Below are 18705 nucleotides of genomic sequence, written 5' to 3' on the forward strand. Positions count from 1 at the left end.
GGCCAACACCCGGCAGCGCTGAGCGCCCCCGGGTGCTTTTTGGTTTTGAGCTTTGCTTGGATGAGCGGCGCGAACGCACTACCTCTCGGGCACCATCGGGGTGCCTGAGAAAAAGGAAACGGAATGTTTGAATCGCTGCAGGAGCGCACAAGAGGCGTGGAGGGCCATCGGCCCGACAGGGATCACCATGAATCCAAGGCGCTCTCGCGCGGCGGGTTGACCAATGTTTGAATCACTTCAGGAGCGCCTTGGCTCCATCCTGAACGGCCTGACAGGCCGCGGCGCGCTGTCGGAGGCTGATGTCTCGGCGGCGTTGCGCGAGGTGCGCCGTGCGCTGCTCGAAGCCGACGTTGCGCTGGAAGTGGTGCGTTCCTTCACCGACAAGGTGCGCGAGAAGGCCGTCGGCGCCGCCGTCGTCAAGTCGATCAAGCCCGGACAGATGGTCGTCAAGATCGTCCATGACGAGTTGGTCGACATGCTCGGCGCCGAGGGCGTCGCCATCGACCTCAATGCGCCGGCGCCGGTCGTCATCATGATGGTCGGCCTGCAGGGCTCCGGCAAGACGACGACCTCGGCCAAGATCGCCAAGCGCCTGACCGAGCGCCAGAACAAGAAGGTTCTGATGGCCTCGCTCGACACGCGGCGGCCCGCGGCGCAAGAGCAGCTGCGCCAGCTCGGCGAGCAGGTCAAAGTCGCGACCCTGCCTGTCATTGCGGGCCAGAACCCGGTCGACATCGCCAGGCGCGCCGTCCAGGCAGCCAAGCTCGGCGGTCATGACGTCGTCATCCTCGACACCGCCGGCCGCACCCATATCGATGAGCCGCTGATGGTGGAGATGGCCGACATCAAGAAGATGTCGAGCCCGCACGAAATCCTGCTGGTCGCGGATTCGCTGACCGGCCAGGACGCCGTCAACCTTGCCAAAAGCTTCGACGAGCGCGTCGGCATCACCGGCCTGGTGCTGACCCGCATGGACGGCGATGGCCGTGGCGGTGCCGCGCTTTCGATGCGCGCCGTCACCGGCAAGCCGATCAAGCTGATCGGCACCGGCGAAAAGATGGACGGGCTGGAGGAATTCCACCCCAAGCGTATTGCAGACCGCATCCTCGGCATGGGCGACATCGTCTCGCTGGTCGAAAAGGCCGCCGAAAACATCGACGCCGAGCAGGCGGCGGCGATGGCCAAAAAGATGCAGTCGGGCAAGTTCGACCTGAACGACCTTGCCGGCCAGCTTCAGCAGATGTCGAAAATGGGCGGCATGGGCGGCATCATGGGCATGATGCCCGGCATGGGCAAAATGAAGGACCAGATGGCGGCCGCCGGCCTCGACGACAAGATGTTCGGCCGCCAACTCGCCATAATCTCGTCGATGACCAAGGCCGAGCGCGCCAATCCGGACATGCTGAAACATTCGCGCAAGAAGCGCATCGCCGCCGGCTCAGGCACGGATGCGGCCGAGATCAACAAGCTCTTGAAAATGCATCGCGGCATGGCCGACATGATGAAGGCGATGGGCGGCAAGGGCAAAGGCGGCGGCCTGATGCGCGGCATGATGGGCGGCCTTGCCTCCAAGATGGGCCTCGGCGGCATGATGGGTGGCGGCATGCCCGACCTCTCCAAGATGGATCCCAAGCAGCTCGAAGCCTTGCAGAAGCAGATGCCCGGCCTTGGCGGCATGAAGGGCCCGCCCACCCCGAGCGGCGGTGGCCTGCCCGGTCTGCCCGGCGGCATGAAGCTTCCCGGCCTTGGCGGCGGTGGTCTGCCCGGCCTCGGAAAGAAGAAGTGAGGACGCTATGAACGAAGAAAAAGACATGGCCGACGCACGCACCATCCTGGCCGGCTATCGCGCCTCGATCGACAACATCGACGCCGCCCTCATTCATATGCTGGCCGAGCGCTTCCGCTGCACCAAGGCGGTCGGCGTGCTCAAGGCCGAGCATGGCCTGCCGCCCGCCGACCCGGCGCGCGAGCAGGAGCAGATCACCCGCCTTCGCCAGCTGGCGAAGGACGCTCATCTCGACCCCGATTTCGCGGAAAAATTCCTCAACTTCGTCGTCCGCGAAGTGATCCGCCATCACGAGCAGATCGCCGCGTCCAACGGCGCAAGCAAAACCGGCTAACAAAGTGCATGTCGCCCAAAAGTGCGCAGCGGTTTTGGGACAACGACCTGCACCAGACAAAGCCATTAACCCAACACTGAAATCAGAAATTTAGGAGAAATGAAATGCCCTTGAAGATCAGACTGGCCCGTGCGGGCTCGAAGAAGCGCCCTTACTACCACGTCGTCATTGCCGACGCCCGTTCGCCGCGCGACGGCCGGTTCATCGAGTCGATCGGCTCGTGGAACCCGCTGCTGCCCAAGGACGGCGAGCGCGTCAAGGTCGACGCCGACCGCGTCAAGCATTGGCTGTCGCACGGCGCTCAGCCGACCGACCGCGTGCTGCGCTTCCTCGATGAGGCCGGCCTCCTCAAGCGCGAAGCCCGCTCCAACCCGAAGAAGGCCGAGCCCGGCAAGAAGGCGCAGGAACGCGCCTCTCTGCTGAAGAAGGCCCAGGAAGACGCTGCCGCCGCCGTTGCCGCCGCTGCTGCAGCCCCGGCCGAAGCGGAAGCCGCCACCGCCGAATAAGCATCGCGTCATCGCATCGACAAAACGGCGGGCCTGTGCCCGCCGTTTTGCTAATGTGCGGCGATGTCATATGCGTTCGAACGAAAGATGACTGAGCGGACCGTCACGGAAGAGACCCTTTTCGGCGGCGTAGCCGGAACGCTGTTGCGATGCGCCGGCGCCACGACAGGCGTCGTCGTGCTCAGCGGATCGAGCGGCCGCATCGACGTCACCCGCGCCCGGCTCTTTGCCAAGGAAGGAGCATCCGCTCTCGCGCTGCAATGGTTTGGCGGCGAAGGTCAGGTGCCCGGCATTTGCGAGATCCCGCTCGAAACGTTTTTCGCGGCGACCGACTATCTTGTCCAGATGGGATGCCGGCGCATCGTCTATGTCGGGACCTCGAAAGGCGCCGAGGCCTCCCTGCTTGCGGCGGCTCACGATCCACGCATCGGCCTCGTGGTTGCGATCAGCCCGACATCGGTGGTCTGGGGCAATATCGGGCCGGGCCGCGACGGCGTCAGCTGGCCGGAACGATCGTCGTGGACGATCGAGGGGATTCCTTTGCCGTTTGTCCCAAGCAATCCCGCTTGGAACGCCGAGTATGTCGATGGTCTGGTGTCCTACCGGCGGCTCTTCCTACGTGCCTTGCAAACCTTCGAGGACGCAGCGGCCAAGGCTGCCATTCCCGCCGAAGCTATTTCAGCGGACATTGTTCTGGTTGGGGGCGGCGACGACGCGCTATGGCCATCGCTGGATTTTGCCCAGTCGATCGTTCGGCGTCGCCAGGACACCGCAATGACCACCTGCCTCGTCTCAGTGCCCGACGCCGGCCACCGCATTCTGCTGCCGGGCGAAATCACGCCGCGCTCGAGGCTGCATGCCCATGGCGGCAATGACGACGCCGACACGCGCCTGGGCCGCCTGGCTTGGGAGCATATCCGGGGATTGCTGTAGCGCAGGCAGCCATGGTCCAGCTGCCTTGGGCAACAGCGAAACCGGCGATCTATAGCCGCCGGTTTCCGATGTTGGACCTGGCTGTGTTCAATAACCGTCGGGGCAGCTGGCGATGTAGGTGCGCCCGTTGCGGCCGCGGTAGCGACATTGACCGCTTTCGCTGGCACGGCCGATCAGCGCGCCGGCCACGGCGCCGACGGCGCCGCCGACGACGGCGCCCTGAACCGGATCATTTGCCACAGCTGCGCCAACCGCCGCGCCGCCGAGGCCGCCGACCGCGGCACCCTTTTCGGTTTGCGAGCACGCACCCAGTGCGGTCGCCAGTACCAGAATGATCATCGCTTTTTTCATTGTCGTTCCTCTCTCACGCGGATCGCCGTCCTCGCCGCCACGGCTCTAACTCCCAGACAGCTGATTTGATCCCGAAGACGTGAGAGATCCCGGTGCGCGTGCCTGTCACATTCGTAACGACCGCCGCCGAGCTTGTTGAAATGCAGGACGTTTTACCTTTCAGTGGCCTTCTTCAGATTGGCGAGGCCAGCCTCGAAATCCTTGCCGATCAGCGTATCGAAATTCATGAAGAGGCCCAAAAGCTTGGCAATGAAGGGCCGGCTGCCGCGCATTGCCCAGGTGACTGCGGTGGTGTCGCCCGAGGGCTTCAGGGTGAAGTCGACGCTGTTGTTGGCCCGGAACGGCTTCTCGAAGTCGAGCTTCAGCGACACCAGCGAGGATGGCACGGAATTGACGATCTCCATGCGTCCCTTGCCGGCCTTGGCATTGCCTTCCCAGGCGTAGGCGGCGCCCTTGCCGGCATCAGCGCCCGACAGCGTGCGCTTCATCTCGGGGTCGAGCTTTTCGTAGGGTGACCACTCCGGCCAGTGCTTGAAATTGTTGATCAGCGGAAAGATCGCTTCCGGCGCGGCCTTGATGCTGGCGGTGCGGGCGGTGACGAAATCATTCGACCTCGTCGCCGCATAGATGAGCACGGCGACGATGATGACGACCAGGATGATGAGAATGGTGCTGAGCATGTTTTTCTCCTCGCTTAACGGCTGAACGGGATCAGGGCGCGCACGCTTGGGTCGCGCAGATAGAGACCGCCCCACAGGATGATGCCGAGATAGACGCTAAACAGCGTGTGCGAAAACAACGGGCTGCCGACGCGCATGTTTGTGGCGATGGCGCCGCCGAGATAGCCGGTGAGCAGGATGGCGCCGAGCACCGAGGTGCGGGGCAGCGCATAGAGCGCGGTCGAGATCAGCCCGATAATGCCGAGCGTGCGCGCGACATTGACATCGGCCGGCCAGCCGAGCGGCACCATGGTCTGGGTGACGACATCGAGCGGCGGCAGCTTGATGACGCCGTCGAAGATCATGAACAGGATGATGAGGCCGCTGAGCACGCGGCCGGTCCACAGGGCGCCCGACGAGACGGGCATGGTTTGAGAAATACTCACGGTGTTCCCTCCTAAGCGGTTCGAGCCGTTTGCTGGCTTCGGACCAAGGACGAGCGATGGGGCGGCGATCCTACAGGGTGCGGATTCTTTTTGGGTAGCAGCAAGCAAAAGCCGCTGCGTGGCGATCCTTCACACCCCCCTCTGGCCCGCCGGCCATCTCCCCCGCAAGGGGGGAGATTACACGCTCGACCGCTTCGGCAATGTTCCATGAATGAGCGGAGCATCGAAACCGCCGATCTCCCTCCTTGCGGGGGAGATGCCCGGCAGGGCAGAGGGGGGTGCTGTCCCTCCACCTTGACGGACTATCGACATCCACCAGTCACGGCTATTGATAGGGCTGGGCGAGAGACGAGCGAATGGCCGGCGAGACTGATCTGAAAAAGCTGCTGGCGGCGATGACGCCGGAACTGCTGCCGGACGTCTACGTGTTCGCTACGCTCACACCTGGAATCAGCCGGCAGGCAGGCCTCGATCCCGTGATGGTCTTTCGCGAGCGCGAGGGTGTGACACTGATCGTGACCGAGGACGCGGCACGGGCGGCCGGGCTGACCGCTTCGTTCCGCTGCCGCATGATCACCCTGAACGTCCACTCCTCGCTGGAAGCCGTCGGCTTCCTCGCCGCCATCACCGCCCGGCTGGCCGCCGCCGGCATGGGCGTCAATCCGGTCTCTGCTTTCTATCATGACCATCTGTTCGTGCCCGCTGAGCGGGCCGAGGAAGCGATGGAGTTATTGCGCCAACTGGCCAAGGATAACGCCGGCTGAATATCAAGCTCGACGCACGTAGAGAATATCCGGCAGGCCTTCTTCGTTGGTGGTGCCCGCGCCGAACGCCTCGGGGCGAAAGCCATGGCGCTCGTAGAAGCGACGCGCGCCGGTGTTGGCCTGGAAGCAATGCAGTTTAACGATCCGTAGCGCGGCGGTCGCTTGCACCAGCAGCCGGCTGCCGATGCCTTGCCCCGTCCAGGCGGGGTCGAGATAGAGCTGTTCCACCCAATCGCCGCTCAGGGCAATGAAGCCGACAATGCCGGTGCCGGCCTCGGCGACCGTCACCTGCTGCCGGGACAGCACGATCTCGCGGATGAAGGCAAGATCCTCATCCGGCGTGTGGATGACCGGCATCCAGGAGAACGAGCCAAGTGCGGCCCGCATGACAATGGCGATGGTCGCGGCATCCAAAGCCGTGGCGGGGCGCAGCACGATTTTGGTGGGATCGTTCAAAGGCGTTTCTCAACAGAGGTCAGCGCTGCCCTCATCCCCCTGCCGGGACCTTCTCCCCGTGAACGGGGAGAAGGAAGGCTTCGGCCGAAGGCCGAGCCCGCGACTACGGGCCGCCGGCTTTCCGGCGCCCCCGCGGAGGGCCCGCCGCGGCAGCGGCGATACGGCCCGTGAGCGAATAAGCTATGCCGCCTTCTTCTTCGGCTGGATCAGGCCGCGCTCGACCAGAAGCTCGGCGATCTGCACCGCGTTGAGCGCCGCGCCCTTGCGCAGATTGTCGGAGACGATCCACATCGACAGGCCGTTGTCGATGGTCGAATCCTCGCGGATGCGCGAGATGAAGGTGGCGTCCTCGCCGGCCGATTCCAGCGGCGTGATGTAGCCGCCATCCTCGCGCTTGTCCAAGACCTGGCAGCCCGGCGCTTCGCGCAGGATATCGCGCGCCTCGTCGGCGGTGATCGGCTTTTCGAACTCGATGTTGACGGCTTCGGAATGGCCGATGAACACCGGCACGCGCACACAGGTCGCCGTCAGCTTGATCTTGGGGTCGAGCATCTTCTTGGTCTCGGCGACCATCTTCCACTCTTCCTTGGTCGAGCCGTCGTCGAGGAAGACGTCGATATGCGGAATGACGTTGAAGGCGATGCGCTTGGTGAACTTCTTGACCTCGACGCCATCGGCGACGAACACCGCGCGGGTCTGTGTAAAGAGTTCGTCCATGCCTTCCTTGCCGGCGCCGGATACCGATTGATAGGTGGCGACGACGACGCGCTTGATGGTGGCGACATCGTGCAGCGGCTTCAGCGCCACAACCAGCTGCGCCGTCGAGCAGTTCGGATTGGCGATGATGTTCTTGCGGGTGAACAGCGAGATCGCATCCGGGTTCACTTCCGGCACGATCAGCGGCACGTCCTGGTCGTAGCGGAAGGCCGACGAGTTATCGATGACGACGCAGCCCTGCTTGCCGATCTTCGGCGACCACTCCTTCGAGACGTTGCCGCCGGCCGACATGATGCAGATGTCGGTGTCGGAAAAATCATACTGGTCGAGCGTCTTGACCTTCAGCGAACGGTCGCCGAACGACACTTCGGTGCCCTGGCTGCGCCGCGAGGCCAGCGCCACGACTTCGCTTACCGGAAAGCCGCGCTCTTCCAGTATGTTGAGCATTTCGCGACCCACATTGCCCGTGGCGCCGACTACCGCAACCTTGAAACTCATCAGAAATCTCCTGTCCCTCTCCGCTTGGTTTTTGGAGAAAACCCGCCGGCCAATGCGGGTTTCGTCCCCCAGGCCGGACCCGGGAGAGGGTGGTTAGGCCAAGGGAATCACACCGTTTTGGTGGTGGTTTTGGCCATAGTTTTGCTGGAACGGTAAGACGCGCCAACGCGCCCGGCCCCATGATTGTGGCCGGGGAAGTCGAATGCAAGAAGAGCCATCAGAAGGCCGCGCATCGAAAATGATCCCGTTCGATGCCGGCTTTTACGCGGTTTGCGTCAGGAGTCAATTGCGGGAGGCACACGCCTGCTCTGTACAATAGCGGCCGCAAGAAGTACGAACGCCCAAATAGTGTTTGGCTGGCGTGCGTCAGCCCCGGCATGTGCTCCATGATGAGCCCAGACCCTGAATTCCGAAAGAGTGAGATGTCCAATTTCGAAGCTATTGTTCCTGCGCTGGCAGAGGCGCTGGAAAAACGCGGCTATACCGAGCTGACGCCGGTGCAGAAGGCGGTGCTGGAGCTCGGCGAGTCCGACGCTCTGGTGTCGGCGCAGACCGGCTCCGGCAAGACCGTCGCCTTCGGCCTCGCTTTGGCGCCGACCCTTCTGGGCAGCGCCGAACGTTTTGACCAGGCTGGCGCACCGCTGGCGCTGGCCGTGGCGCCGACACGCGAGCTCGCTCTGCAGGTGATGCGCGAACTGCAATGGCTCTACGCGCCGACCGGCGCCACCGTCGCGTCCTGTGTCGGCGGCATGGACATGCGCTCCGAACGGCGCGTGCTGGAGCGCGGCGCCCACATCGTCGTCGGCACGCCCGGCCGCCTGCGCGACCACATCACCCGCAACTCCCTCGACATGTCGGCGCTGAAAGCCGTGGTGCTGGACGAGGCCGACGAGATGCTCGACCTCGGCTTTCGCGAGGACCTCGAATTCATCCTCGATGCCGCACCGGCTCAGCGCCGCACGCTGATGTTTTCGGCCACCGTGCCGCGCTCGATCGCCACGCTGGCGCAAGGCTATCAGCGCGACGCCGTACGCATCTCGGCCGGCGGCGAGGAAAAGCAGCATCTCGATATCGAGTACCGGGCGCTGAATGTCGCCTATCCCGACCGCGAGAACGCCATCATCAACGTGCTGCGGTTTTACGAAGCGAAGAACGCGCTGGTGTTCTGCAACACCCGCGCCGCCGTCAATCATCTGACGGCGCGCTTCAACAACCGCAATTTTTCCGTCGTGGCGCTGTCGGGCGAGCTCAGCCAGAACGAACGCACCCACGCGCTGCAGGCGATGCGGGACGGCCGCGCCAAGGTCTGCATTGCCACGGATGTCGCCGCGCGCGGCATCGACCTGCCCAATCTCGAACTGGTCATCCACGCCGATCTGCCGACCAATCCCGAAACGCTGCTGCACCGCAGCGGCCGAACCGGCCGAGCCGGACGCAAGGGCGTCAGCGCGCTGATCGTGCCCAACGGCGCCCGCAAGCGCACCGAACGGCTGCTGCAGAATGCCGGGCTGAAGGCGACATGGGCGAGCCCGCCCTCCGCCGACGACGTCATCAAGCGCGACGACGAGCGCATCCTTGCCGATCCAGCCTTCGAAGAGCCGATTGCCGAGGACGAGCGCGGCTTCATCGACGCGCTTCTGGCCAAGCATGGCGCGGAACAGGTGGCCGCCGCCTTCGTGCGCCAATGCCGCGCCAGCCGCTCGGCGCCCGAGGAACTGACGGAGGTCGCGGCCTTCACGCCGTCGCGAGACAGACCGGCGGGCGAAAAATTCGAACGCCGCGACGAAGCGCCCAGCCGCCGCGACGATTTCGGCGACAGCGTCTGGTTCTCGCTGTCGATCGGGCGCAAGCAGAATGCCGAGCCGCGCTGGCTGATCCCGATGCTGTGCCGCACCGGCAACATCTCCAAGCGCGAGATCGGCTCCATCAAGATGCAGCAGGATGAGACCTACGTGCAGATCGCGGCCGACTGGGCCGATCGCTTCCTCGCCGCCGTCGGCCCCGACAAGAAATTGCAGGGCAACATTGCGGTGAAGCGCCTGGACGGCACGCCCGACCTGTCGCGGGCCGGCTACCAGGCGCCGAAGCCCGACAAGAAGCCGCATCGCGGCAAGCGCCCGTTCGAGGCGCCGCAAAGCGCACACAAGCCGAAATTCGAGAAGCGGGAACGGCCCCCCGGCGATGCAAAGCCTTGGGCCGGGAAACCGAAATTCGACAAGGCTGGACCGCCGAAGAACAAGAAACCGAAGAAGCGGCCGGTTTGAGGCTCTTATCGGCCAATTACAGATGTAGGCGCTGCCCCTCATTGCCCTGCCGGGCGTTTCTCCCCGTATAGTGACGGGGAGAAAGGGCTGACCGCAGCCTTGGCGCTCTTCTTGCAACGTTGGCGATTGGTGGAATCGTCGATAACAGCGACCCCTCTCCCCGCCACTATACGGGGAGAGGATGCCGGCAGGCAGGTGAGGGGCAGCGCCAACGCACCGGAAAATAAAGCAACTCATGCCTGAACCGTTCGCCCTCCATTTCGTCCACCCCCTTGCAGTCCGCCGCAACTTTGAACAGTCTGTGCCTGCACGGGGGCGAGGCTAAATGCGCGGCGAAGTTCTTCACTATGACGAGGCCCAGGGTTTCGGCTTCATCACCGGGGCGGACGGCAACCGCTACACCTTCGCGCGCGAGGATCTGCGCCGTGATACCGTGATCGCGAACGGCGCTGTGGTCGAGTTTCTGCCGGCAAGCGGTCAGGCGCGCGACGTTTTTTCAATCCGCGCCCAGCCCGCCAGTCCCGCCACCGCTGCGCCAGCGGCAAGCGCCGCGCCGCCCAAGGCGGCTGCCGCTTCAGCCGCCCCACAGCATTTCGGCCGCCTGGCGGAAGACGGCGCGGTTCGCGATAGCGGACTGCCGGGTTATTTCTGGCGAGGCGTGACGCGCAACTACATCAACTTCGCCGAACGCGCCCGCCGCAAGGAATTCTGGGGCTACTGCCTGTTCTGGACCGTCAGCTTCATCCTGGTCGGAATTGCCGGCGCCCTCGCCGACCAGGCCGTCGGCAATTTCGATGCCGGCAACTGGCCGATTGTGATGATCGGCGTCTGGGGGCTGTTTTGGCTAGCGACGTTCCTGCCCTGGGTCGGGCTCGTCGTGCGCCGCTTGCACGACATCGGCCTGACCGGCTGGCTGGCAATACCTTACTTCGCAATCACCTTCATGTTCGCTCCGGCTACGCTGATCCTCGCGCTGATACTCGGATTGATCCCGACCCAGGCCCACGAAAACCAGTGGGGGCCGGTGCCTGGAGGAGGCGGAGCCTAGACCGCACCAGAAATGAACTGCCGGCTGTTTGCGGACAGCCGCGATTTAACAATGGCTTAGGTCGCAGCCAGGAAGGCAGCTGCTGTTTTGACCGGACGAACAAAATATTTCTCTTGCCGTTTAGTCTGCGCACAGATAATCTGTGCACTCATCAAATCGACGATCGAAAACGGATGATGGAGCCAAGACAAATGTGGACCAACGAGTACACCGCAATTTCCCCCCTTTCGGCGCAGGCCATCTGGAACGCGCTCAAGGCGCTGCACGAAGGCCGCCTCACCTACGAAGGGTCCGATACGTTCGTGCTGCACGGCCCGTTCGCCAAGGGCACCCGCGTCTCTGTAACGCCCGTCGGGCAGGACACCTTCGAATCGACGATCGTCGATCTTGTCGACACTGTGACGTATGCCGACGAGACCTCGTTCGGCGACACGAAACTGCTGTTCAGGCATACGCTGACGCCGGTCGAGGGTGGCACTCAAGTGACTCATCGCCTCGAGATTTCCGGCCCATCGGCCGCCGAGGTCGGACCAGAGCTCGGGCCGCAGATCAGCGGCGATTTCGACACTTCGATGGCCAAACTGTTCGAGCAGGCAAGGGTGTTGGCGAACGGTGGCTGATCGGGGGGATCTGAACACGCGCTTCAGCGGACCATCCGAGAGCCCCGGCTTGCTGCTCTGGCGAACCACCATGCGCTGGCAGCGCGTCATGACGGCGGCGCTGGCCCCGCTTGACCTTACCCATGTCCAGTTCGTGCTGCTGGCTTCGGCGATGTGGCTCGGCCGCTATGGCGAGCCGCCCAACCAGGTGCAGCTCGCCGCCCAGGCCGGCACCGAGGTGAAGATGACATCGGACGTCGTCGCCCGGCTCGAGGCAAAGGGACTGATTGTGCGGGACACCAACCCGCGGGATTCCCGCGCCAAGGTGATCCGCGTCTCCACGACGGGGACGGCCGCAGTCCAGCGCGCTATCGTCGCCGTCGAAGCCGCCGACGCTGCTTTTTTCTCAGCCGTGGATGAGGCGCAACTCGTCGGCCTGCTGAAACGGCTGGCCGGCGAGATCCGCTGAGTCGGCCGCTAAGCCAGGAACTTGGCGATGATGGCATCGCCCATTGCGACAGTGCCGACTTCGGTCATGCCCTCGGACATAATATCCTTCGTCCGCAGCCCGTCGTCGAGCACGGCGGCTATGGCGCCTTCGAGCTTGTCGGCCTCATCGACCATGCCGAAGGAGTAGCGCAGGCACATGGCAAACGACGCGATCATGGCGATCGGGTTGGCGATGCCCTGTCCCGCAATGTCGGGCGCCGAGCCATGCACCGGCTCGTACAGCGCCTTGCGCTTCCTGGTCTTCACATCGGGCGCGCCGAGCGAGGCCGACGGCAGCATGCCGATCGATCCGGTCAGCATGGCGGCGATGTCGGACAGCATGTCGCCGAACAGATTGTCGGTGACGATGACGTCGAACTGCTTTGGCCAGCGCACCAGCTGCATGCCGCCGGCATCGGCCAGCATGTGGTCGAGCTTGACGTCAGCATATCTGGCTGCGTGGGTCTGGGTGACGACCTCGTTCCACAGCACCCCGGATTTCATCACGTTGCGCTTTTCCATCGATGTCACGTGGTTCTTGCGCGTGCGCGCCAGCTCAAAAGCGACGCCGGAAATGCGCTCGATCTCGAACGTGTCGTAGACCTGCGTGTCGATGCCGCGCTTCTGGCCGTTGCCGAGATCGATGATCTGCTTCGGCTCGCCGAAATAGACTCCGCCGGTAAGCTCGCGCACGATCAATATGTCGAGGCCCTCGACGACTTCCTGCTTCAGCGAGGACGACGCGGCCAGCGCCGGATAGCAGATGGCGGGCCGGAGATTGGCGAACAGCTCCATATCCTTGCGCAGCCGTAGCAACCCGGCCTCGGGACGCACCTCGTAAGGCACCTTGTCCCATTTCGGCCCGCCGACGGCGCCGAACAGCACGGCGTCCGCAGCCATCGCCTTTGCCATGTCGCCATCCGAAATCGCCGCGCCATGCGCGTCGTAGGCACAGCCGCCGACCAAGCCTTCATCAGTGGCAAAACCGCTGCCGAGCTTTGCGTTCATGGCCGCGATCAGCTTCTTCACCTCGGCCATCGCCTCGGGGCCGATGCCGTCGCCGGCGAGCAGGAGAAGATTTTTCGAAGCCATGGAGAACCGTCCGATGCTGTTTGGAGAAACCGCGGCCTTGCTAAACGCCAAGAGCTTGCGGCGCAAGGGGATGAAGAACGCTACGACGGCGCCCGCCTCTCAAGACCTGGGTTCCTCGCCGTGGCCAGAGGCGGGGGAGAGGAACAAATCACTTGTGCGACAAAATATTCACCAACCGGCCGAACGGATCGCGCACATAAAACCGCCGTACGCCCCACGGCTCGTCGGCCGGACCGTATTCGACGGCAAAGCCGGCGGCCCTCATGCCTTGCAGCGCCGCATCGACATCGTCGACCTCGATGGAGAGGTCCGGCACCGGCGTGCCGGAGCCGCCCTGGGCCATGAAGCTGATCTGCACCTGCATCCGTTCGTCGGACCCGTAGGTGACGATCCAGCCCTGATCCATCAGCACATCGAGGCCAAGCACGTCCTGATAGAAGCGTTTCGCCGCCGCCGCGTCCTGCGTCCCGATATTGGCTACGATGCGCCGGACCGTCATGGCTTTGGCCTCCTCAAGCCGTGCGCCGCAGCGCCGTGACTTCGATCTCGATCTTCATTTCCGGCTTGTTGAGCTGGCACACGATCATCGTCGCCGCCGGTCTGATCTCGCCGAAAGCCTCGCCGAGGATGGGGAAGACGACGTCCACGATGGCCCGGTCTGTGATGTAGTAATGCGCCCGCACCACATCGGCCATGTCGAAGCCGCCATCCCTCAGCGCCTCCGCGATGGTCGCCAGGCAATTGCGCGTCTGCGCCTCCACCGTTTCCGGCATGGTCATCGTCGCATAGTCGTAGCCGGTCGTTCCCGACACGAAGCACCAGTCGCCCTGCACCACCGCGCGCGAATAGCCGGCGGTTTTTTCGAAGGGCGAACCGGTGGAGATGAGTGTGCGCATGGAGCCTCGCTGTGGTTTCGGACACTTTGCAGGAAAGGACCGGCCAGGCCATGGGCCAAGTCAGGTGCAAATCTTGGTCGTCGGCGGGACAGCACCCCCCTCTGGCCTGCCGGCCATCTCCCCCTCAAGGGGCATAGGCGCTAAGATAGCTTTGGCATGGACTGAAATTTGCGCTTTCGTGGTGGTTCGCGCCAGCGATATCGCAAGGCATGGAGATTTTGGCGCAGGGCCGCCAAGGAAGGTTGAGTAAAGATGGTCGCGATCAGAGAGGCGACGATCTGGCGGGTGGCGCGCCACAGTAGCGGGCGCCCGTCGCTCAAGGGGGAGAGACACCCAACTCCTGCGAGAGGGGTTCGGTCACAAGCGCGATGAGGAAGTGTGCAAGGATCCAAGACCTTGCGATCCTTGGGTCTTTGGCGGGAGGAGAGCGCAGCCCGATCAGGCTCTTCAGGCGCTTGAAGGCGAGTTCGATGCGCCAGCGCATGCGGTAGAGCTTGAGGACCGTATCGGCGGGAAACTCCTCCCGGTCAAGCGAGGTCACAAGCAGGACGAAGCCGGCCGCAATCAGCGTCTGCGGTTGAACCTTGTTGCCCTTGGCCCTGGCTTCCTTGTTGATTTTGCGCCGCGCTTCTTGTGCCGCGGCCTCGGATTTGCGCAAGGCGATCAGGCGCATCTTCACAGGCTCGCCCTTCTTGAGTGCCAGCCGGGCAGGCGTTTCGCAGACTTCCTCCCGGCAGCTCTCCAGGTAGCCGATGAGATCGAACGCCCTGCCGTTGGCGTCGAGCCATCGCGCGTTTTTCCACGACGCGCGCACAACAACATCGCCGCCTTGCGCCATCACCTTGGCGATCCGCTCGGCCTGCAGATAGGCGCGGTCACCGATGCGGATCTCGCCCGCCACCACCGGCACGCGGTCGATCAGCTCGGCCTCGCTCTGGTCGGTGATCTCGATGAAGTCGAACTGCTCGCGCTCAAGCTCGAAGGCGCAGTGCATGCGCCAAAGACCATTGTTCTTCTTCTCATACGCACCGGCCTTGGCAACCGCTGTCGCATCGAGGATGCGAACCAGCCGGCCTTTGGCCAAACCTGCATCCTCGCGCTTCAAAAGGTGCCCAATCAACTGCTGCAGCCATGGTCCTGCATTGCGCAGCCGGCCAAGCAACGCCACGTCCGAAATGTCGGCTATCCCGCTCGCCGCCGCCCAGGCCACGACGCCCCGCATGCCAACCTTGCCAAGGCAGTAAGCCAGTGTCAGGCGCAACAGGTCGCTCGCCGACCTGACGCCGCGCGGGCGCAGGAACGCCTTCGTCTCGCGGGCGCTCTGCGTGAGCAAATCTTCGCCGCCGAGAAGCTCAATCGTCTCGGCCCAGCCGTCATCAACAAGCGATTCGTGTGTCATCGCAGTGTAGAATCACACCCGATTCCGCAGGGCAATACCTATCTTAGCGCCTATGCCTCAAGGGGGGAGATTAGCAGTTCGGACGCCTTTCTCGCTTTCCACATTTGCGATTGGCGAAAGCCAGAGTGACGTCTGATCTCCCCCCTTGAGCGGGAGATGCCCGGCAGGGCAGAGGGGGGTGTGACGGATCGCGACGGAACAAGCATGAACACCGAGTGTTCGCCGCGCTGCCGCAAACCCTAGTTCCCCGACTCCTGCGCCTTGTCCATTGCTTCCTTCACATCCGCCGGCCAGTCCGCCACCGGCGGCCAGGCCTGCGGCTCGCCATTGTCGCCGCGGCGGGCGAAGTAGAGCGTGTGCTTGGCCGGGTCGACCGCCATGAAACCGTCATTGCTGCCGCATGCGTGCGGCACGCAGCCGGTGGCGTAGAAGGCGCCCGACGCCGTCTTTTCGGTGCCGCCGCCGACCAGCAGGCTGGTCGCCATGTCGGGCATGGTGTCGCCGAGCAGCGTCTGCGCCGCCTTGTAGACGGCCTCATTGTGGAAGGCGTCGATGATGTTCTGGTATTTGGCCGGATCGACGTCCTTCCAGTCCGTACCCGGCTCCGGCGCGTAGGTCAGGTCGCCCGAGATCGTCAGCCCGTCGCTGGGTGACCATTGCAGCGCTTGCTTCGTATCGCCCGGCAACAGATACGGCACGAAATAGATGGCGTTGTCGGCCACCGCCGCCGGCGGCGCGCCGCATTCGTCCTGTTCGACCTTGAGGCTTTGTATCTCGCCGCCTTCCGGCTTCCAGACGATGACCTTGGCCGGGCCGCACTGGTTGCCGCCGTCGCCGACATCGACCAGCGCCACGTTGACGCCGCCGACCTTGACTGTTCTGTCGAAGAACACGTCGTAATTGCTGGCCAGCTGCTTGCCGTCATAGGCCAGCACCTTTTCGCCATCCTGCTCTGGCTCGGTAATGGTCAGCTGCCCGCCCTCGAACGGGACCGGCCCCTGGCTGTCATCGTCCGCCAGGGCCGCATTGCTCGACGCGCCCGGATCGGCGGCGGACGGATCTTCTGCCGGCACGAGGACCGTGTCGGTCTGTGCTTGCGCGCCGGCCACCGGCATCAGCATCCACGCCAGCGCGCAGGCGCCGGCAAGAAGAAAACGTGTCATGACTGTCCCCTCCGTTCAGCCGCCACGAACCCGGCTTTGTGGCGGCCGGGCCATCTCGTACCACTCAGGCCCAAGGACGCTCGGCAGCGTTCTTCTTCTCGAACGAGGCGATGGCGCCGGCCTTCTCCATGGTCAGGCCGATATCATCTAGACCGTTCAGCAGGCAGTGGCGCTTGAAGTCGTCGAGGTCGAAGGTGACCACGCCGCCGTCGGGGCCGCGGATTTCCTTGGCCTCGAGGTCGACCGAAACCGTCGCATTGGAGCCGCGCGAGGCGTCGTCCATCAGCTTCTCCAAGTCTTCGGCGCTGACGGTGATCGGCAGGATGCCGTTCTTGAAGCAGTTGTTGTAGAAAATGTCGGCGAACGAGGTCGAGATGACGCAGCGAATGCCGAAATCGAGCAGCGCCCACGGCGCGTGTTCGCGGCTCGAACCGCAGCCGAAATTGTCGCCGGCGACCAGGATCTGCGCCTTGCGGTAGGCTGGCTTGTTGAGCACGAAGTCGGGGTTTTCCGAGCCATCGTCCTTGTAGCGCATTTCGGCGAACAGGCCGCTGCCGAGCCCGGTGCGCTTGATCGTCTTGAGATAATCCTTGGGGATGATCATGTCGGTGTCGACATTGACGATCGGCATCGGTGCGGCGACGCCGGTGAGCTTGGTGAATTTTTCCATGGCTTTTGCCCGTTCTTGATCGATAATTCGTTGCGTCAGGGTTTGCTGCGCCCGGTTTACACAAAGCCGCCGGCAAATAAAAGGCAACTGTTGGTGCGCGGCCCGATCGAAAGATCGGCGGCAAACGTCTTTAAAACCGGCTGCCGTTGGTGCACCTTGCGCCCATGACCGCACAATCGAAGATATCTATGCCAGGGAGCCTGAGCTCGACGTCGCCGAGTTCCGCCGCGTGCTGGTCGAATCCACGCTCGGCGAAACACGCCCCGTCGATGACGACGCCCGGCTGCAGGCGATGCTTTCGGGCGCGAACCTGGTGCTCACGGCGCGGCTCGACATCGAAGGCAGGCCGCTGATCGGCGTTATCAGGGCCATCACCGATTTTTCCTGGGTGTGCTACGTCTCAGAGCTCGCCGTGTCGCAATCGGCGCAAGGCGTCGGCATCGGCAAGGGCCTGATGGACGAGGCCCGCCGGCAGCTTGGGCCTTCGGTCGCCATCAGCCTGATCTCGATGCCCGACGCCGTCAGCTTCTATGAGCGTATTGGCATGACGCGAATGGCCGACGCGTTCTGGTTCTCCCGCGAGGGCTGACGAGCGTCGGGCGCAATTGCCGATCGGGTTGGGCAGTCAAGGCGGGGCAAGGTTCTCGGCAATGCGGAACGGTGTTCAGGACCCCGCGGAGCAACGCCTCCTTGTCGCCCTTGACCCGCGCTTCATCCGGTCCAAATCCGCAGCATGGGAAATCGCCGATCTCTGATAGGCACCGCCGGATGGGGAATTCCGTCTCGATACAAGGCTGACTTTCCGCAGCCCGGGTCGCATCTCGAACGTTATGCAAAATGCATTCCGGTCGTGGAAATCGACACCTCCTTCTACAAACCGCACCGCCGCGAGACCTATGAGCGCTGGGCGCACGCCGTGCCGGAGCACTTCCGTTTCGCGGTCAAGGCACCGAAGAGCATGACCCATGAGCATCGCCTCGCCGATTGCGAGGGGCTGACAGAGGACTTTCTCGGGCAGGTCGAAGGTCTCGGTGAAAAGCTGAGCGTGCTTCTGGTGCAGCTGCCGCCAAGCCTGCCCTTCGAGCCGGAGGTCGCCGGCGGCTTCTTCGACATGTTGGGCAGGCGTAGCCTGGCAAGGCTGGCATGCGAGCCGCGCCATCCCAGCTGGTTCGGCGCCGAGGCCGACGCACTCCTTGTTGACAACCGGATCACGCGCGTTGCCGTTGACCCGACCCCGGTCCCTGAGGCAGCAGGGCCGGGTGGCTCGCCCGGCCTTGCCTATTTCCGCTGGCACGGCGCGCCGCGCATCTACTATTCGGGTTACGATGCCGAAACGCTCGACCGGTTTGCGCGGCAAGTTGAAGCAGCGGCCGCTTCCGGTGCCGAGGTCTGGGGCATTTTCGACAACACGGCTGCCGGGCATGCACTGGGCAACGCGATGGCTGTCAGCGCGATGGTTGCTTAGACGCTCGCGGGACAGCACCCCCCTCTGGCCTGCCGGCCATCTCCCCCGCAAGGGGGGAGATCAGATGCCGCGACCGCTTTCGCCAATCGCCGACGTTGCAAGAATGGCGCCTTCGCCGAAGCTGCCAATCTCCCCCCTTGCGGGGGAGATGCCCGGCAGGGCAGAGGGGT

The 18705-nt window shown here is 63.9% G+C and carries 22 protein-coding genes; 11 read left to right on the top strand and 11 right to left on the bottom strand.

Annotated features, from left to right (window positions below; all coding sequences use genetic code 11):
- The first annotated feature begins 223 nt into the window (after positions 1 to 223).
- The 4 genes from ffh to AC3EMP_RS03385 all read left to right on the top strand — a co-directional run bounded on the left by ffh (position 224) and on the right by AC3EMP_RS03385 (position 3559).
- Positions 224 to 1786, top strand: coding sequence for a signal recognition particle protein (gene ffh, locus AC3EMP_RS03370; RefSeq protein ID WP_352712962.1), 1563 nt, complete (start codon positions 224 to 226; stop codon positions 1784 to 1786).
- Positions 1787 to 1793: 7 nt separating this feature from the next.
- A complete protein-coding gene (locus AC3EMP_RS03375) occupies positions 1794 to 2120 on the top strand; it encodes a chorismate mutase (protein ID WP_023671706.1) in 327 nt (108 codons plus the stop codon).
- A 104-nt stretch (positions 2121 to 2224) separates the two neighbouring features.
- Positions 2225 to 2626: a 30S ribosomal protein S16 gene (rpsP, locus tag AC3EMP_RS03380; RefSeq protein WP_023671705.1), complete on the top strand. Its 402-nt coding sequence runs from the start codon at positions 2225 to 2227 to the stop codon at positions 2624 to 2626.
- Between the two features lie 87 nt (positions 2627 to 2713).
- The gene (locus tag AC3EMP_RS03385) at positions 2714 to 3559 is read left to right on the top strand and encodes an acyl-CoA thioester hydrolase/BAAT C-terminal domain-containing protein (protein ID WP_352712964.1); all 846 of its coding nucleotides are present in this window, start codon (positions 2714 to 2716) and stop codon (positions 3557 to 3559) included.
- 87 nt (positions 3560 to 3646) lie between these two features.
- Here the strand turns inward: AC3EMP_RS03385 and AC3EMP_RS03390 are convergent, their stop codons facing one another.
- From AC3EMP_RS03390 to AC3EMP_RS03400, 3 genes are all read right to left on the bottom strand, one after another.
- Positions 3647 to 3910, bottom strand: a complete 264-nt coding sequence (locus AC3EMP_RS03390; RefSeq protein ID WP_023683830.1) for a YMGG-like glycine zipper-containing protein — start codon at positions 3908 to 3910, stop codon at positions 3647 to 3649.
- 152 nt (positions 3911 to 4062) lie between these two features.
- Positions 4063 to 4590: an SRPBCC family protein gene (locus AC3EMP_RS03395; RefSeq protein ID WP_023805919.1), complete on the bottom strand. Its 528-nt coding sequence runs from the start codon at positions 4588 to 4590 to the stop codon at positions 4063 to 4065.
- Between the two features lie 14 nt (positions 4591 to 4604).
- Positions 4605 to 5015: a DoxX family protein gene (locus tag AC3EMP_RS03400; RefSeq protein WP_023687655.1), complete on the bottom strand. Its 411-nt coding sequence runs from the start codon at positions 5013 to 5015 to the stop codon at positions 4605 to 4607.
- Positions 5016 to 5371: 356 nt separating this feature from the next.
- Here AC3EMP_RS03400 and AC3EMP_RS03405 point away from each other — a divergent pair, with 356 nt between their 5' ends.
- Positions 5372 to 5779 carry an ACT domain-containing protein gene (locus AC3EMP_RS03405; protein ID WP_023671700.1) on the top strand — a complete coding sequence of 136 codons (408 nt, stop codon included), beginning with the start codon at positions 5372 to 5374 and terminating at the stop codon, positions 5777 to 5779.
- A gap of 3 nt (positions 5780 to 5782) precedes the next feature.
- On the opposite strand, the gene AC3EMP_RS03410 is transcribed toward AC3EMP_RS03405, so the two are convergent.
- Complete coding sequence (locus AC3EMP_RS03410; RefSeq protein WP_023671699.1) at positions 5783 to 6235, bottom strand: GNAT family N-acetyltransferase; 453 nt, start codon at positions 6233 to 6235, stop codon at positions 5783 to 5785.
- 180 nt (positions 6236 to 6415) lie between these two features.
- Positions 6416 to 7450, bottom strand: coding sequence for an aspartate-semialdehyde dehydrogenase (locus AC3EMP_RS03415; RefSeq protein ID WP_023671698.1), 1035 nt, complete (start codon positions 7448 to 7450; stop codon positions 6416 to 6418).
- Positions 7451 to 7872: 422 nt separating this feature from the next.
- On the opposite strand from AC3EMP_RS03415, the gene AC3EMP_RS03420 reads away from it, so the two are divergent.
- From AC3EMP_RS03420 to AC3EMP_RS03435, 4 genes are all read left to right on the top strand, one after another.
- On the top strand, positions 7873 to 9714 hold the full coding sequence (locus tag AC3EMP_RS03420; protein WP_352712966.1) for a DEAD/DEAH box helicase: 1842 nt from the start codon (positions 7873 to 7875) through the stop codon (positions 9712 to 9714).
- 325 nt (positions 9715 to 10039) lie between these two features.
- A complete protein-coding gene (locus tag AC3EMP_RS03425; protein WP_023683826.1) occupies positions 10040 to 10762 on the top strand; it encodes a DUF805 domain-containing protein in 723 nt (240 codons plus the stop codon).
- Between the two features lie 191 nt (positions 10763 to 10953).
- Positions 10954 to 11382, top strand: a complete 429-nt coding sequence (locus tag AC3EMP_RS03430) for an SRPBCC family protein (protein WP_023694553.1) — start codon at positions 10954 to 10956, stop codon at positions 11380 to 11382.
- A 49-nt stretch (positions 11383 to 11431) separates the two neighbouring features.
- Positions 11432 to 11830 carry a MarR family winged helix-turn-helix transcriptional regulator gene (locus AC3EMP_RS03435; RefSeq protein WP_245259985.1) on the top strand — a complete coding sequence of 133 codons (399 nt, stop codon included), beginning with the start codon at positions 11432 to 11434 and terminating at the stop codon, positions 11828 to 11830.
- 8 nt (positions 11831 to 11838) lie between these two features.
- On the opposite strand, the gene leuB is transcribed toward AC3EMP_RS03435, so the two are convergent.
- The 6 genes from leuB to leuD all read right to left on the bottom strand — a co-directional run bounded on the left by leuB (position 11839) and on the right by leuD (position 17070).
- Complete coding sequence (gene leuB, locus AC3EMP_RS03440; protein ID WP_023706813.1) at positions 11839 to 12942, bottom strand: 3-isopropylmalate dehydrogenase; 1104 nt, start codon at positions 12940 to 12942, stop codon at positions 11839 to 11841.
- A gap of 148 nt (positions 12943 to 13090) precedes the next feature.
- On the bottom strand, positions 13091 to 13441 hold the full coding sequence (locus tag AC3EMP_RS03445) for a VOC family protein (RefSeq protein ID WP_023740123.1): 351 nt from the start codon (positions 13439 to 13441) through the stop codon (positions 13091 to 13093).
- Positions 13442 to 13454: 13 nt separating this feature from the next.
- Positions 13455 to 13838, bottom strand: coding sequence for a RidA family protein (locus tag AC3EMP_RS03450; RefSeq protein WP_023683820.1), 384 nt, complete (start codon positions 13836 to 13838; stop codon positions 13455 to 13457).
- A 316-nt stretch (positions 13839 to 14154) separates the two neighbouring features.
- Positions 14155 to 15237: a transposase gene (locus AC3EMP_RS03455; protein ID WP_352712969.1), complete on the bottom strand. Its 1083-nt coding sequence runs from the start codon at positions 15235 to 15237 to the stop codon at positions 14155 to 14157.
- A 239-nt stretch (positions 15238 to 15476) separates the two neighbouring features.
- On the bottom strand, positions 15477 to 16400 hold the full coding sequence (locus tag AC3EMP_RS03460) for an Ivy family c-type lysozyme inhibitor (protein ID WP_352712971.1): 924 nt from the start codon (positions 16398 to 16400) through the stop codon (positions 15477 to 15479).
- A 64-nt stretch (positions 16401 to 16464) separates the two neighbouring features.
- Positions 16465 to 17070 carry a 3-isopropylmalate dehydratase small subunit gene (gene leuD / locus AC3EMP_RS03465; protein ID WP_023730275.1) on the bottom strand — a complete coding sequence of 202 codons (606 nt, stop codon included), beginning with the start codon at positions 17068 to 17070 and terminating at the stop codon, positions 16465 to 16467.
- Between the two features lie 229 nt (positions 17071 to 17299).
- Between leuD and AC3EMP_RS03470 the strand changes: the two genes are divergently transcribed.
- Positions 17300 to 17659, top strand: a complete 360-nt coding sequence (locus AC3EMP_RS03470; RefSeq protein WP_352712972.1) for a GNAT family N-acetyltransferase — start codon at positions 17300 to 17302, stop codon at positions 17657 to 17659.
- A 144-nt stretch (positions 17660 to 17803) separates the two neighbouring features.
- Positions 17804 to 18535: a DUF72 domain-containing protein gene (locus tag AC3EMP_RS03475; protein WP_352712974.1), complete on the top strand. Its 732-nt coding sequence runs from the start codon at positions 17804 to 17806 to the stop codon at positions 18533 to 18535.
- Positions 18536 to 18705 lie beyond the last annotated feature (170 nt).

The organism is Mesorhizobium sp. P160219 (assembly GCF_057786095.1).

Excerpts from the sequence above, each read along its gene's own strand:
- AC3EMP_RS03390 (WP_023683830.1), bottom strand. The coding sequence starts at position 3,910 with ATGAAAAAAGCGATGATCATTCTGGTACTGGCGACCGCACTGGGTGCG.
- AC3EMP_RS03430 (WP_023694553.1), top strand. The coding sequence starts at position 10,954 with ATGTGGACCAACGAGTACACCGCAATTTCCCCCCTTTCGGCGCAGGCC.
- leuD (WP_023730275.1), bottom strand. The coding sequence starts at position 17,070 with ATGGAAAAATTCACCAAGCTCACCGGCGTCGCCGCACCGATGCCGATC.
- AC3EMP_RS03455 (WP_352712969.1), bottom strand. The coding sequence starts at position 15,237 with ATGACACACGAATCGCTTGTTGATGACGGCTGGGCCGAGACGATTGAG.
- AC3EMP_RS03425 (WP_023683826.1), top strand. The coding sequence starts at position 10,040 with ATGCGCGGCGAAGTTCTTCACTATGACGAGGCCCAGGGTTTCGGCTTC.
- ffh (WP_352712962.1), top strand. The coding sequence starts at position 224 with ATGTTTGAATCACTTCAGGAGCGCCTTGGCTCCATCCTGAACGGCCTG.
- AC3EMP_RS03445 (WP_023740123.1), bottom strand. The coding sequence starts at position 13,441 with ATGACGGTCCGGCGCATCGTAGCCAATATCGGGACGCAGGACGCGGCG.
- AC3EMP_RS03415 (WP_023671698.1), bottom strand. The coding sequence starts at position 7,450 with ATGAGTTTCAAGGTTGCGGTAGTCGGCGCCACGGGCAATGTGGGTCGC.
- leuB (WP_023706813.1), bottom strand. The coding sequence starts at position 12,942 with ATGGCTTCGAAAAATCTTCTCCTGCTCGCCGGCGACGGCATCGGCCCC.
- AC3EMP_RS03385 (WP_352712964.1), top strand. The coding sequence starts at position 2,714 with ATGACTGAGCGGACCGTCACGGAAGAGACCCTTTTCGGCGGCGTAGCC.
- AC3EMP_RS03420 (WP_352712966.1), top strand. The coding sequence starts at position 7,873 with ATGTCCAATTTCGAAGCTATTGTTCCTGCGCTGGCAGAGGCGCTGGAA.
- AC3EMP_RS03450 (WP_023683820.1), bottom strand. The coding sequence starts at position 13,838 with ATGCGCACACTCATCTCCACCGGTTCGCCCTTCGAAAAAACCGCCGGC.
- AC3EMP_RS03460 (WP_352712971.1), bottom strand. The coding sequence starts at position 16,400 with ATGACACGTTTTCTTCTTGCCGGCGCCTGCGCGCTGGCGTGGATGCTG.
- rpsP (WP_023671705.1), top strand. The coding sequence starts at position 2,225 with ATGCCCTTGAAGATCAGACTGGCCCGTGCGGGCTCGAAGAAGCGCCCT.
- AC3EMP_RS03375 (WP_023671706.1), top strand. The coding sequence starts at position 1,794 with ATGAACGAAGAAAAAGACATGGCCGACGCACGCACCATCCTGGCCGGC.
- AC3EMP_RS03405 (WP_023671700.1), top strand. The coding sequence starts at position 5,372 with ATGGCCGGCGAGACTGATCTGAAAAAGCTGCTGGCGGCGATGACGCCG.
- AC3EMP_RS03395 (WP_023805919.1), bottom strand. The coding sequence starts at position 4,590 with ATGCTCAGCACCATTCTCATCATCCTGGTCGTCATCATCGTCGCCGTG.
- AC3EMP_RS03475 (WP_352712974.1), top strand. The coding sequence starts at position 17,804 with ATGGGAAATCGCCGATCTCTGATAGGCACCGCCGGATGGGGAATTCCG.